This window comes from Streptomyces sp. NPDC104381 (assembly GCF_055583745.1).
This window is the reverse complement of sequence record NZ_JBVJNK010000005.1, coordinates 484464-497467: the sequence shown is the minus strand read 5'-3', so window position 1 is coordinate 497467 and position 13004 is coordinate 484464. Positions and strand designations below refer to the sequence as shown.

Annotated in this window: 11 protein-coding genes; 5 read left to right on the top strand and 6 right to left on the bottom strand. The window is 71.2% G+C overall.

The genetic code is table 11. The features are described 5' to 3' along the window. The 6 genes from ACZ607_RS19980 to ACZ607_RS19955 all read right to left on the bottom strand — a co-directional run bounded on the left by ACZ607_RS19980 (nt 1) and on the right by ACZ607_RS19955 (nt 7447). Nucleotides 1-1788 (bottom strand): ABC transporter ATP-binding protein, encoded by a 1788-nt coding sequence (locus tag ACZ607_RS19980; RefSeq protein WP_469736297.1) that lies wholly within the window; start codon nt 1786-1788, stop codon nt 1-3. Between the two features lie 40 nt (nt 1789-1828). Further along, nucleotides 1829-2881 (bottom strand): iron-siderophore ABC transporter substrate-binding protein, encoded by a 1053-nt coding sequence (locus ACZ607_RS19975; RefSeq protein WP_469736295.1) that lies wholly within the window; start codon nt 2879-2881, stop codon nt 1829-1831. 115 nt (nt 2882-2996) lie between these two features. After that, nucleotides 2997-3836 (bottom strand): ABC transporter ATP-binding protein, encoded by an 840-nt coding sequence (locus ACZ607_RS19970; protein WP_469736293.1) that lies wholly within the window; start codon nt 3834-3836, stop codon nt 2997-2999. 67 nt (nt 3837-3903) lie between these two features. After that, the gene (locus tag ACZ607_RS19965; RefSeq protein ID WP_469736291.1) at nt 3904-4965 is read right to left on the bottom strand and encodes a FecCD family ABC transporter permease; all 1062 of its coding nucleotides are present in this window, start codon (nt 4963-4965) and stop codon (nt 3904-3906) included. After that, nucleotides 4962-6020: a FecCD family ABC transporter permease gene (locus ACZ607_RS19960; RefSeq protein ID WP_469736289.1), complete on the bottom strand. Its 1059-nt coding sequence runs from the start codon at nt 6018-6020 to the stop codon at nt 4962-4964. The genes ACZ607_RS19965 and ACZ607_RS19960 overlap by 4 nt, the downstream gene beginning before the upstream one ends. A gap of 86 nt (nt 6021-6106) precedes the next feature. After that, nucleotides 6107-7447, bottom strand: coding sequence for a lysine N(6)-hydroxylase/L-ornithine N(5)-oxygenase family protein (locus ACZ607_RS19955; protein ID WP_469736288.1), 1341 nt, complete (start codon nt 7445-7447; stop codon nt 6107-6109). 333 nt (nt 7448-7780) lie between these two features. Here ACZ607_RS19955 and ACZ607_RS19950 point away from each other — a divergent pair, with 333 nt between their 5' ends. The 5 genes from ACZ607_RS19950 to ACZ607_RS19930 all read left to right on the top strand — a co-directional run bounded on the left by ACZ607_RS19950 (nt 7781) and on the right by ACZ607_RS19930 (nt 12770). After that, nucleotides 7781-8128 carry a VOC family protein gene (locus tag ACZ607_RS19950; RefSeq protein ID WP_469736286.1) on the top strand — a complete coding sequence of 116 codons (348 nt, stop codon included), beginning with the start codon at nt 7781-7783 and terminating at the stop codon, nt 8126-8128. Nucleotides 8129-8305: 177 nt separating this feature from the next. Next, nucleotides 8306-9760: a glycosyltransferase gene (locus ACZ607_RS19945; protein WP_469736284.1), complete on the top strand. Its 1455-nt coding sequence runs from the start codon at nt 8306-8308 to the stop codon at nt 9758-9760. 6 nt (nt 9761-9766) lie between these two features. Continuing rightward, a complete protein-coding gene (locus tag ACZ607_RS19940) occupies nt 9767-11302 on the top strand; it encodes a DUF6056 family protein (RefSeq protein WP_469736282.1) in 1536 nt (511 codons plus the stop codon). Between the two features lie 116 nt (nt 11303-11418). Then, nucleotides 11419-12366, top strand: a complete 948-nt coding sequence (locus tag ACZ607_RS19935; RefSeq protein WP_469736280.1) for a DUF1648 domain-containing protein — start codon at nt 11419-11421, stop codon at nt 12364-12366. 2 nt (nt 12367-12368) lie between these two features. Next, nucleotides 12369-12770 (top strand): GntR family transcriptional regulator, encoded by a 402-nt coding sequence (locus ACZ607_RS19930; RefSeq protein WP_469736278.1) that lies wholly within the window; start codon nt 12369-12371, stop codon nt 12768-12770. The last annotated feature ends 234 nt before the right edge of the window (nt 12771-13004 follow it).

The window sequence follows — 13004 nt, the reverse complement described above, 5'->3', positions numbered from 1 at the left end:
CTAACTGCCCTCGCGCCAGGCCCGCCACAGTCGTGCGTACCGTCCGCCGAGGGCCACGAGTTCCTCGTGGGTTCCCTGCTCCACCACGCGTCCCTCGTCCAGCACGGCGATCCGGTCGGCCGCCATCGCCTGGGTCAGCCGGTGCGCCACGAACAGCGTGGTCCTGTCCGCGCAAGCGGCCCGTACGGACCGCTCCAGTTCGGCGGCGCCCTCGCTGCCCGCCTCGGCGGTGGACTCGTCGAGCACCACCACCGGTGCCCGGCTCAGCACCAGCCGGGCCAGGGCGATCTGGGCGACCTTGGTGACGTCCAGGCGCTCGCCGCCCTCACCGACCATGGTGTCCAGGCCGTCGGGCAGCGCGGAGACCCAGTCCGCGGCGCCGACCGTGCGCAGGGCGTCGGTCAGTTCCGCGTCGCTCGCCCCTGGGGCGGCCAGCCGGAGGTCGTCGGCGAGCGGGCCGGAGAACACATGGGTCTCCTGCGTCAGGATGCTCACCAGGGCTCGTGCGCCGGCCTCGTCCAGGCCGGTGAGGTCGTGCTCCCCGACGCGCACGGAACCGGACTGCGGGCTGCCGATGCCCGCGATCAGGGCGGCCAGGGTCGACTTGCCCGCGCCCGTCGCCCCCACGAGGGCGAGCGAACCGCCGGCCGGGATCGTCAGGCTGACGTCCCGCAGCACGGGGTCCTCGGCGCCGGGATAGCTGAAGGTCAGCCCCTCGACGGTCACCGGGTACTCGGCGATGTCCGCCGGGCCCACGGCGGCGTCGCCGACCAGCCGTTCGTCACCGGACTCCCCCAGCACCCCGACCAGCCGGGTGAGGCTCGCGCCCGACTTCTGCGCCTCGTCGAAGGTGAACATGATGGCGCCCAGCGGGGTGAACAGCCGGTGGAACACGAGCGGTGCCGCCGAGACCTCGCCCAGGGTGGCCGCGTCGTTCTCCAGCAGGACGAATCCGACCACGAGGATCAGGACGAGTCCGATGAACTCGGCGCGGTTCTCCCGGCCGACGAACCGCCCGAAGATCCGGAAGACGTCGATGCCGAGATCGCGTACCCGCCACGACCTGTCGGTGACCTTCTCGCGGAAGGCACCTTCGAGGCGGTAGGCCCGTACGGTGTCGATCCCGTTCAGTCCGCTGATCAGGGCCTGCGCACGGTCGGCCTGGGCCACCCGCTGCTGCCGGTACAGCGGGGCGGACCGCGGCAGGTACCAGCGCAGGGCCAGCGCGTACGCGGGCAGTGCGCCGGCGCCGGCCAGGCCGAGCCTCCAGTCGAGCCCGAACATGCCGATCGTGGCGATGGCCACCAGCACGCCCGCCGAGAACACCGTGGGGATGGCTGTGCGGATGCCCCTGGACAGGACGGCCACGTCGTCGCCGACGCGAGACAGCACATCGCCCCGGCCGACCTGCTCGACGCGGGCGCTCGGCATGCCCAGCACCGCCCGGACCGCGGCTTCCCGCAGCCGTGCGAGCAGGTCGGCGCCCAGCCGTCCGATCAGATACGTCGACAGCGCGGTCGCCGCGGCGCCGAGCAGCGCGGCGGCTCCCATCAGGATGCCGATCGTGACCAGGACCGAGCGGCCCTCGCCATCGACCACTCCGTCGACCACCCGGCCGAGGAGGAGCACCGGCAGTACCTGGAGCGCCGCCCCCGCCACCGTGCTGAGCACGGTGGCGGCGGTCAGCCACGGCATTTCGCGGCAGCGCGCGACCACCCATCGGGTGGACTCGCCCCCGGCCGCCGTGCGCAGGGTGACGGGGGCGACGCGCGTGGCGGTGCTGCTCACCCGGGGACCGGTCCGGGGCGGCGGGACCGGACGGCGTGCGTCACTGGTCGACCGACTTGACGAGCTCGTCGATCGCGTACGGCAGCGACAGCAGGGTGCCCTGGGACAGAGCCGCGCCGACGGCCGGGCCCTCGCTGTCCAGCAGGTAGGAGACCTTGCCCTCCTTGACCGCGGACAGGTTGGTGAACAGCTCGAACTTCTTCAACGCGTCCGTGTCCGCCTTGTCGTTGACGACGAAGATGCGGTCGACGTCGATCAGGTCGACGCGCTCGGGGGAGAGAGCGGTGGAGAACTCGCCACCGGCGACCTTGTCGATCTGGGTCGCGCCCTTGTAGCCGAGGCCGGTGAGCAGCCGGCCGCGCACGTCGGTGGTGGTGAAGGCCGAGATCGAGTCCTTGTACCAGGACACGGCGACGGCGGTCTGGTCGGCGAACTCCGGGTGCGCCTTGCGCTGGGTGTCGAGCTTGGTCTGGATGCCCTCGACCAGCTCCTTGCCCTCGCTCTCCTTGCCGAGCGCCTTGGCGATGTGCACCGCGTTGTCCTGCCAGGGAGCGCTGAACAGGTCCTTCTCGCCCTTGGTGCGGCCCACCGTGGGAGCGATCTTGGAGAGCTTGCCGTAGGCGGCCTCGTCGATCTCGGAGTAGACCGCGATGATGAGGTCCGGCCGCAGCGAGGCGATCTTCTCGTAGTTGGGGCCCGCGTCGCCGTTCTTCATGACGACCTCGGGGCGTGCGTCGCCCCACTTGTCCTTCACCCAGGGCCACTGGGTGTTGATGTCGGGGGACTTGCCGGCCGGGTTCGGGTACTGGTCGACCATGCCGACCGGCTTGATGCCGAACGCCAGGACGGCCTGGTCGTCCGTGTAGCCGACGGTGACGACCCGCTCCGGGGCCTTCTCGATCTTCGTGGATCCGAAGGCGTGCTCCACGGTCACGGGGAACACCCCGGTCGAGGCGGCAGGGGCCTTGTCGCTCTTGGCTTCGTCCGCGTCGGAGCCGCAGCCCGCGAGGAGGCCGGCGCCGAGCGTCACGGCGGTGAGAGTCACCGCAAGCCGCCGCCATGGCTTCTGAAACGTGGATCTGTGGAAGAGCATCCGGAATCTCCTGCTTTCGCGCTGTCCGCTACACCCCGTCTGAGGGCAGCCAAACCTTATCCACAAGTGGTGAGGTTAGCCTAGCCTAACTCTGTGAATTTTCCCTGCTCGGAGCTCAGTTGAGCCGCACATGGGTACGCCCGATGGGCACGACGAGGGGGCGGTCCCCCACCGGGTCGTCGATCACCTTGGCCCTCAACCCGAAAGCCTCGTACAGGAGTTCAGCCGTGATCACATCGCGCGGGTGCCCCTGCGCCAGGATCGAGCCGTCGCGCATGACGACGAGGTTGTCGCTGTACCTCGTGGCCAGATTGAGATCGTGGAGCACCATGACGACGGTGCGGCCCGACTCGTGCAGATCGTCGACCAGGTCGAGCACATCGATCGCATGGGCCAGATCGAGGTACGTGGTCGGCTCGTCCAGCAGCAGCAGATCGGTGCCCTGAGCCAGCGTCATCGATATCCAGACGCGCTGACGCTGCCCGCCGGAGAGCGAGTCGACCGGACGGTCCGCGAGGTCCGACACCCCGGTCATGGCCAGCGCGCGTTCCACGACGGAGACGTCGTCCGACGACCACTGCCGCAGCCAGCTCTGGTGCGGATGGCGGCCGCGGGCGACCAGGTCGGACACCGTAAGCCCCTCCGGCGCCACCGGGGTCTGCGGCAGGAGGCCGAGCTTCTTCGCCACGTCCCTGGTGCGGAGCTTGACGATGTCCTCGCCGTCCAGCACGACCGCGCCCGCGGTGGGTTTGAGCAGCCGGGTCAGGGTGCGCAACAGGGTCGACTTCCCGCAGCCGTTGGGGCCGATGATCGTGGTGATCAGGCCGGGCGGGACCGTCACGTCGAGCCCGTCGATGACGGTCCGTCCGCCGTAGCCGACGGTGACGCCCTTCGCCGCGAGCCGAGGGACGTCCTCGACCGCCGATCCGCTCTTCGTCAGGTGTTCAGCGCCCACAGGTCCCCCCGTTGTCCGGCTCGTACGGTCGTGTCGTGTGTCGTGTCGTGTCGGTCGTGTTCATCGGCTATCTGAGGTTCGCCCGCACCAGCAGATATACAAGGAAGGGGCCGCCGATGGCTGCCGTGACCACACCGACCGGAAGGGTGACCGGCAGCGCCGAGCGGGCCGTGAGGTCCGCGCCGATCAGCAGCAGAGCTCCCACCAGCCCCGAAGCCACCAGCGGCGGGGTCGGGTACCGCACCAGACGCATCGCCACCTGAGGCGCCACCAGCGCCACGAAGGGGACCGGGCCCGCGGCGCTCACCGCCGCGGCGGCCAGCAGGACCGCGCACAGCAGCAGGACCGCCCGCACCCCGGAGAAGCGGACCCCCAGCCCGGCGGCGATGTCGTCACCGAGGTGCAGGGGCTTGAACTGGAACGCGACGGCGGCCACGACCACCAGGAGGACGAGCGTGCACCAGAACACCACCCGGACCTCGTCCCACGACCGGTTGTCCAGCGAGCCGACCAGCCATACCTGTGCCCGCGCCACGTCCCTGATGTCGGCCTTGGTCAGCAGCCAGGTGGTGATCGCCTCCATCACGGCCGTCACCGAGATGCCGATGAGGATGAGCCGGAAGCCGTCCACCCCGCGCCGCCACGCCAGGAAGTAGACCAGCAGTCCGGTGCCGAGTCCGCCCACCAGCGCCGCCGCGGACAGGCCCACGGTGCTGACGACCGCGGCGGCGGTCCCGCCGGACACCGTCACCAGGAACACGGCGGTGGCACTGGCTCCCCCGGTGATCCCGAGGATGTCGGGGCTGGCCAGCGGATTGCGTGCCACGGACTGGGTGATCGCGCCGGACACGCCGAGGGCGATGCCCACGAGGAGCCCGGCCAGGGCACGCGGCATCCGCAGATCCATGATCACGAACTCGTCCACCTGCTCGCCCCGGCCCAGGATCGTGGCGATCACCCGGGGCAGGCCGATGGGGAAGTCACCGATCCCGATGGACAGGCAGAACACCAGGAAGGTGGCCGCCGCCAGCAGCAGCGTGACGCTCACCATCCAGGGCCGCCAGACGAACGACACCTGGCCGAGCCGCACGCCGGGGGTCACCCGGCGCTCCACATCTGTCCCGTTCATGCGCTCCTGAACTTTCCTCGCCACACGAGCGCCGCGAAGAACGGGGCGCCGAGCAGGGCGACGACGACGCCGGCGTCCAGCTCGCCCGGCCGCACCACGACGCGTCCCACGATGTCGCCGGCCAGAAGGACGACCGCTCCGAGGAGCCCCGCGTAGGGCACCAGCCAGCGGTAGTCGGGCCCGGTCACGTACCGGGCGACGTGGGCCACCATCAGCCCGAGGAACGCGATGGGGCCGCACGCCGCCGTCGCCGCCCCCGCGAGCAGGGTGATGGCGACGATGCCGACGGTCCGGCTCAGCGCGATGTTCACGCCCAGCCCGCGCGCCACGTCGTCCCCCAGGTTGAGCAGGTTGAGGGAGGGCAGCGTCGTCAGGGCCAGGACCACGCCGACCCCGATGAACGCGGTCACGGGCCAGATCACGTCGAAGCCGACGCCGGCCACGGAGCCCGCGTTCCAGAACCTCAGCGCGTTCAGCGACTGAAGGTCCGACAGCGCCACCGCCGTGGTCATCGCCGCGAGGAACACCGTGACCCCCTGGCCGGCCAGAGCGAGCGTCAGCGGGTTGCCGGCCCCGCGCCCGATACTCGACAGCCCGAACACGACGACACCGGCGGCCGCCGCCCCGAGGAGGGCGAACCAGACGTACTGGAACGGGTCGGCGAACCCGAACACCGCGATCACCGTCACCACGGCGAACGAGGCACCGGAGTTCACCCCCAGCAGCCCCGTGTCCGCGATCGGGTTGCGTGTGTACCCCTGGATCAGCGCCCCGCCCATTCCCAGGGCGATGCCCGCCACGATCGCGAGCACCGTCCGGGGCACCCGCACCGTCCGTACGATCAGCCTGATCTCGGTGAGACGCTGGTCGGCGTCGGGGGCGGCGAACAGCCCGTGCCAGACCTCCGCCGGGCTCAGCGCGCGCGCCCCGACCGCCAGTGACGCGGCGGACCCGATCACGAGCACCACCACCAGCACGCCGAGTCCCACCATCCGTCGTCGACGGGCTTCCGTGGCCCCCCTGGGAGCAGGACGCTCCACTGCAGTCGTGCTCATGTCGACGTACGTTATCCCTTTGATCTGCACGGTAGGCATCGGTGGTCGGGCACCCGGCGCGGGCCGGGGAGGCGAGCTCCTGCGGGCTAGCCGGCGGTCCCCTCGGCCACCAGCCGGGCCTCGTCGGAGGCCGACTTGACGCCCCGGGCGAGCAGCGAGTCCAGGATCTCGCCGACCCGTATCGCGGTGTTGGACAGCAGGGCCGACGTGATGCCGTGCGTGTGTTCCGTACCGCCCTGCAGGTAGATACCGCAGTCCAGGCCGGGGTCGGTGGCGATGCGGTAGTCGCGTTCGACCCGGACGCGCCCCTCCTCGTCACGGAGGCAGCGGCCGGCGGCCTCGCCGAGGAGACCGAGGGGATCGACCGGGCTGTACCCGGTGGCGAACACCACGACGTCGGCGTCCAGGACGGTCTCCTCCCCCGTGACGAGGGACTTCACCGTGGCATGGACGGTGTCGGGTGTCTCCTCGACGGCGGTGAGGCGGGACACGTTGAGGAAGCGCAGCCGTTCGGCGCCGAGGACCTTCTCCCGGTACGTCTGCCGGTACAGGTCGTCGATCAGGTCGATGTCCACCACGGAGTAGTTGGTGTTGCCGTGATAGTCCATCAGCCTGCGCTTGACGTTTCCGGGCGCGGCGAAGTACTCGTCGACCGCGCCGGGGTCGAAGATACGGTTGGCGAAGCTGCTGTCGTCGGCGGGGCTGTAGCCGTAACGCGAGAAGACGGCGCAGACCTCGGCCCCGGGGAAGCGGCGGTGCAGGTAGGCGACGTTCTCGGCGGCGCTCTGTCCGGCGCCCACGACGACGAAGCGGGAGGGCGAGGTGCCTTCCAGCGCGTCGACCTTGGCCAGGAGTTCGGAGTTGTGCCAGACACGGTCGCCGCGCTCGACTCCCTCGGGCATGAGCGGGCGCAGCCCGGTGCCGATGACCACGTTACGGGCCCGGTGGGCCACCAGCCCCTCCCCCGAGCGGACCGTCACGTCCAGGTACTCCACGACTCCGTCCCGCTCGACGGGCGTGACGCCGACGACCTCGTGGCCGTACGAGGCCATGTCCGCGACCTTGGACGCCGCCCACTCGAAGTAGTCGTGGAACTCGACCCGGAGGGGGAAGAGGTTCTTGTGGTTGATGAAGTCGACCAGCCGGCCCCTGCTCTTGAGGTAGCAGAGGAAGCTGTACTCGCTGGCGGGGTTCCGGAGCGTCACCAGGTCCTTGAGGAAGGACACCTGCATGGTCGCGTCGTCGATGAGCATGCCGCGGTGCCAGCCGAAGCGCGGCTGCTGCTCGAAGAAGCGGGCGGTGACCGGCGCCTGAGCGCCCGCGTTGTGCTCGCTGACGGCGAGCGCCAAGGCCACGTTGGACGGCCCGAAGCCGATGCCGATGAGGTCCAGGACCTCGGGTGCGTCGCCAGGCTGAACCTGTGACATGTCACTCCCATCGTGCGGGGAAGGCCGCCTGAGGGCGCACGGGAACCGAGAGGCGGGCACGCGGGACCGAGCGGCCCGGTTGCGATTTAGGTGAGCCTAAGCTCATCTCCCGGAGCTGTCGATAGGGGCATGGCGAAGCCCGGGACCGGCGATCGCCAACGGGGCCCTCACGAGGCCCTGTTACATACTAAGGTAAGCCTATCTTTGCCGAACTGGCACCGGCCCCCGCTCCGGGGGAACCCGGGCCCGGTCCGGGTGAAGCGGATGCGTCGCTGCGGCCTGATGGACAGAATCGGAGGCGTCACCGTCCCGCCAGCCCAGCAGGAGGCCCCGATGTCCATCCGCCGCGTCATGCCCGATCTCCGGTCGGCGTCCATGGAGGAAAGCCGGGGGTTCTACGAACGTCTGGGGTTCGAGGAGGTCATGAACCTCGGCTGGGTCATGACTCTGGCCTCCCCCTCCAACCCCACGGCGCAGGTCACCTTCATGAGCCACGACAGGACAGGACCGGTCGTGCCCGACCTCAGCGTGGAGGTGGAGGACGTGGACGCGGCGTACGCGGTGATGCGGGAGGGCGGGGCGGAGATCGTGCACCCCTTGCAGGACGAGGAGTGGGGCGTGCGCCGGTTCTTCGTCCGTGACCCCGACGGCAACGTGGTCAACGTGGTGGGCCACCGCTGATCCACCCGCGCGGCGGGCTCCGGCCCCTCCTGCCCGTGCGCCGTTCGTGCGAAAGAGACCGACGGCTCGCGCGTCCGGAGCGGGATGAGGGGGACTTCACGACCGGATGGGCGACTGTGGGGGGACGGAGCGCGCCGAAACCAGCGCTCCGGGTCCCCGCACGTCCGGAGGTGTCGCGTGACCGGCCTTCAGCTGTCGGTCGTCGTGCCCTGCTTCAACGAGGCCGAGGGCATCGGCTCCTTCCACGCGGCACTGGTCGCCGTCCTGGAGGGGCTCGATGACTCCTTCGAGATCTGTTACGTGGACGACGGCAGCGCCGACCGCACCCGGGCGCTGCTCGGCGCGTTCGCCGCCCGGGACGGGCGGACCCGCTACACGGCGTTCAGCCGGAACTTCGGCAAGGAGGCCGCCATGCTCGCCGGGCTCCGCATGGCGCGGGGCGCCGCCGTGGTGATCATGGACGCCGACCTCCAGCACCCGCCCGAGCTCATCCCCCGCATGCTGGAACTGCACCGGCACGGCTACGACCAGGTCGTGCCCCGCCGTGACCGTTCGGGCGAGGGCGTGATCCGCAGCGCGGTCAGCCACGCCTACTACGCGATCGTGCGCCACTGCGTGGACGTGGAGCTCCTCGACGGCACCGGGGACTTCCGGCTGCTGTCCCGCCGGGCCGTGGACAGCGTCCTGTCCATGCCGGAGAGCAACCGCTTCTCGAAGGGGATCTTCTCCTGGATCGGCTTCGACACGGTCAGCTTCCGCTACCGCAACAGCGAACGTGTGGCGGGCCGGTCGAAATGGGGAAGCCGGCGGCTGCTGAACTACGGCATCGACGGGCTGCTGTCCTTCAACAACCGCCCGTTGCGGCTGGCCATCTACACCGGCTTCTGGGTGTTCCTCTCGGCCCTGGCCTACGCGGTGTGGACGGTGGTGACCGTGGTGCTGCACGGCGCCGACACACCGGGGTACGCCACTCTGCTGACCGCGGTGGTGGCCCTCAGCGGCATCCAGCTGGTCACCCTCGGGGTCATCGGCGAGTACGTGGGCCGCATCTACCACGAGGCGAAGCACCGGCCGCCGTACGTGGTGCGGGAGACGGACGAGAACGCCCCGACGCCGTCGGACCGTCCTCCGCCCGCCGTGTCGGCGCTCGTCTCCCCCGGGAACCGCACGGTGCGCCAGTTCGCGAGCTTCGTCCTGGTGGGGTGCGTGAACACCGCCGTGTATCTCGGTGTCTACGCCGTCCTGAACCGGTGGATCCCCTATCTGGTCGCCCACGTCCTCGGATACGCGCTCAGCATCGTGTGCTCGTTCCTGCTCAACTCGTACGTCACCTGCCGGACGAAGCCGACATGGCGCGCCTTCGTGCGCTATCCCCTGTCGAGCGCCGTCAATCTCGTGGCGTCGGGCGCTCTGCTCTACGGGGCGGTCAGCGGTCTCGGCATGGACAAGAACCTGGCCGCGCTGGTCGCCGGCGTCCTCGTCACGCCGGTCTCCTTCCTGCTGGCCCGGTGGGCGATCATGTCGGGCCGCCGCGCCACCCCCGCACCCGCCGGGACGGCCGCACAGCCGCCGGAACAGCCCCTGGGCGCCCCGGTCCACGACCTCCCGCTCCGCGCCTCCGAGGACCGGTGAGCGCGGATGTCCGACGGCACCCCGGAGTCCGCGGCCCCTGACCGGCCGGACGCCACGGCGCCCGGTCCCCGGGACGCTCCCGGTCGCCCTCGTCGTCCGACCTCCCGGCCGTGGACGTGGACCTCGCTCTGGCTGACCGCCCTCTGCCTGCCGCCGCTGGCCCTGCTCGCCGCGGCCGCCTGGTTCGGGCGGTCGGTCCGGCCCGGCGCGGACGACTGGTGCTTCCTGCCGACGGTACGGGACGGCGGTGTCACGGGCCTCGTCGGCCGGTTCTACTTCGACGACAACGGGCGGGTCGCCAATGCCGTACTGGTCGGCGCCTACGCGAAGTTCCAGGTGGCGGGTCACCAGTGGTTCGGCCTGGTCACCGGTGTCCTGACGCTCGTGGTGCTGTGGGCGGTGGTGGTCCTCTCGCTCCGGCGGCTCCGCCTCGCCGTACCGCGCGGGCTGCCCCTGCTGGTCGCGGCCATGGGGACGGTGCTCTTCCTGTTCGTCACGCCCAACACGTACAAGACCTTCTACTGGCCGGCCGCGTCGGTCTCGCACACGATGCCTCCGGTCCTGGCCTGCGCCGCGCTGCTCCCGTTCCTGGCGGCCCGTTCGCGCCGTGGCAGGGGTGCGGCCGTCGCCGTGGCCCTGCTCGCCGGTCTGGTCATCGGCACCCTCTCGGAGGAGACGGCGATCGTCGTGGCGGTGCTGCTGTTCACCGTCCTCGCCCTCAGCTGGATCACCGCCGCCGGCCCCTCCCGGTCCTTCCTCCGCCTCTGGTGCGCGGCGGGCCTCACGGGGGTCGTCGCCGGGGGCGTCGTCCTGATCACCTCGCCCGGCTCGGACCACCGCCGGGGACGGTTCGGCGCCGGGACGACGTCCATGGTCGCCCCGGAGTCGCTCGCCGCCTCGCTGCGTGGATTCGCGAAGATCGCGCTGACGGTGGCCACCACCTGGCAGTACGTCGGAGCGGTCACGGTGGGGGTGCTCCTGGGCTTGTTGTGCCGGCGTCAGGACGGAAGCGCGCCCGGCCTGCCCGCGCACCGGCGCCTGACGGCCTGTGCGGCGGTGGCCGCCCTCCTCGTGTCCGGATTCCTGTGCACGGTCGTGACCTACCCGGTGTTCCAGGACCGGGTGAGCCATGCCAGCGCCAACCGGCTGTGGAACGACTACCTGTGGGTCTACGTGGCCCTGCTCATCGGGGCCGGTGCGCTGCTGGGACTCGCGGTCCGGCAGCGGGCACGCGGGACCGGCCCGCTGCGGGCGGCGTGCGCGGTGCTGTGCGTCCTGGTCTGCTTCGGGCCGGCGACGGCACTGCTCGACCTCGACACGAACATGCGTGACCGGGCCGCGAAGTGGGACGCCCAGGACCGCCGGCTGCGCGAGGGGGCGAGCGCGGGCGCACGGGTCCTTCCGTACGAACGGCTCGTGATCAGCCAGATGCTGGAGCCGTTCAGCCGGGGTGGACGCGCGTACTGGCCGGGCGGATGCGTCGCCGACTATTACGGGCTCGACCGCGTCACCGACGCCACCCGGTCCCCGGGCCGCGGGTAGGACGGCGGCGAGCACAAGGGCGGTGGACAGGACGGGCTGCCGCTTCCCGGCGCGCACCGGAGGGCATGCTGCTATTGTTCTACTTCAATGCGAACAACTTCAGGGGGAGGGTTCAGATGACCGCGATCAGAAGGAGCGCCCTGGCGGCCGTGCCGTACGGCGTCGCCACCGCTGCCTACGCCGGTGTCTTCCTGGCGAACCAGGACCGGCTGCCCGCGCGGATCGCCACGCATTTCTCGACGGGCGGCGGGGCGAACGACTACATGGGCCGGGACGGCGCGCTGTGGTTCGGGTGTGCCCTGCTCATCGGCCTCGGACTGCTCTTCACCGTGCTGACCCTGGTCTCCAAGGAGAGCGCCGGGTCGAGGCTGAACACGGCCGTCGGCGCGGGGACGGCCGTCACGGTCGGCTACCCGCTGGTCCTCACCGTCCTCGTCAACACGGACGTCCAGGACCCGGCCGACGTACACCTGCCCCTGTGGCACGTGGCGGTGCTGCTCGTCGCGGGCCTGGCCACCGGCGCCCTGGCCTGGTGGCTGACGGGCCCGGGGCCGCGCCCCGAGCCCGCGCCGAAGGCTCCCTCGCTGCCGCTGGCCGACGGTGAGGCCGCAGCCTGGAGCCGCACCATGTTGTCCCGCGTGCTGGTGGCGACGGCCGGGGCCGTCACGCTCGCCGGCGCGGTCACGCTGGTGTTCGGCCCCTGGCAGGCAGGACTGCTGCCGCTCGTCCTCGGTCCGGTCTGCGCCGCGTTCGCCGGTGTCCGGGTCACGGTGGACCGGCGCGGCCTGACGGTCACCTCGACGGTCCTGCCGCGGCCCCGACTGGCCCTGCCGCTCGGCAGCATCGTGGGCGCGGACAGCGTCAAGGTCGACGCCGTGGGAGAATTCGGCGGTTGGGGCTACCGGGTACGGCCGAACCGGCGCGGCGTGCTGCTGCGTTCGGGAGAGGCGCTCTCCGTCCGTACGGCCAAGGGGCGCGAGTACGTCGTCACCATCGACGACTCGACCACCGCGGCCGCGCTGCTCAACGGCCTGACCGACCGCCACGCAAGGGAGCACCACTAGCCATGCTGTTCCGGGTGCTCCCCGGCTCGCCCGTGCCGCTGGGTGAGCAGATCGCGGCCTGTGTGCGGGGAGCGGTCGCCAACGGCACGGCGGCGCCGGGTGAGCGGCTGCCGCCCGCCCGGGAGGTCGCCGAATCGCTGGGCGTCAATGTGCACACCGTGCTCCGGGGTTACCAGCGGCTGCGTGACGAGGGCCTGATCGAGCTGCGCCGCGGCCGGGGCGCGGCGATCACCGCCGCGCCCGGCGCCGCGGGACAGGCCCGTCTCACCGAGGCCGTGCACGGGCTGATCGGCCAGGCGCGGGAAATCGGCCTCACGGACGAGGAGTTCCTGGACCTGGTCCACCACGGCCTGGCCAGCACGCCCGTGCCGGCGCGCCCCGGCCCCGAAGGCCCGGCGCACTGAACGGGCGAGGCGCGAGCGCGGTCCACCGGGCCGCGCTCCGCGCCCGGAATCAGTAACACGCGTGACATACGTGCCTGTTGAAGCATTCCCGATGTGATCATAGACTTCATCGCCGTCGGCTCCGGTTCACCTCCGCGTCCGTGATCCAGCTCCGCGGACGTGCGTGAGCACCGGTGCGCTCTCACGGGCGGGCGGGGGCCGCTGCTCGGCCTGCACCACTGCGACACCCCGTAC

Excerpts from the sequence above, each read along its gene's own strand:
- ACZ607_RS19955 (WP_469736288.1), bottom strand. The coding sequence starts at position 7,447 with ATGTCACAGGTTCAGCCTGGCGACGCACCCGAGGTCCTGGACCTCATC.
- ACZ607_RS19975 (WP_469736295.1), bottom strand. The coding sequence starts at position 2,881 with ATGCTCTTCCACAGATCCACGTTTCAGAAGCCATGGCGGCGGCTTGCG.
- ACZ607_RS19965 (WP_469736291.1), bottom strand. The coding sequence starts at position 4,965 with ATGAACGGGACAGATGTGGAGCGCCGGGTGACCCCCGGCGTGCGGCTC.
- ACZ607_RS19960 (WP_469736289.1), bottom strand. The coding sequence starts at position 6,020 with ATGAGCACGACTGCAGTGGAGCGTCCTGCTCCCAGGGGGGCCACGGAA.
- ACZ607_RS19935 (WP_469736280.1), top strand. The coding sequence starts at position 11,419 with ATGACCGCGATCAGAAGGAGCGCCCTGGCGGCCGTGCCGTACGGCGTC.
- ACZ607_RS19950 (WP_469736286.1), top strand. The coding sequence starts at position 7,781 with ATGTCCATCCGCCGCGTCATGCCCGATCTCCGGTCGGCGTCCATGGAG.
- ACZ607_RS19940 (WP_469736282.1), top strand. The coding sequence starts at position 9,767 with ATGTCCGACGGCACCCCGGAGTCCGCGGCCCCTGACCGGCCGGACGCC.
- ACZ607_RS19930 (WP_469736278.1), top strand. The coding sequence starts at position 12,369 with ATGCTGTTCCGGGTGCTCCCCGGCTCGCCCGTGCCGCTGGGTGAGCAG.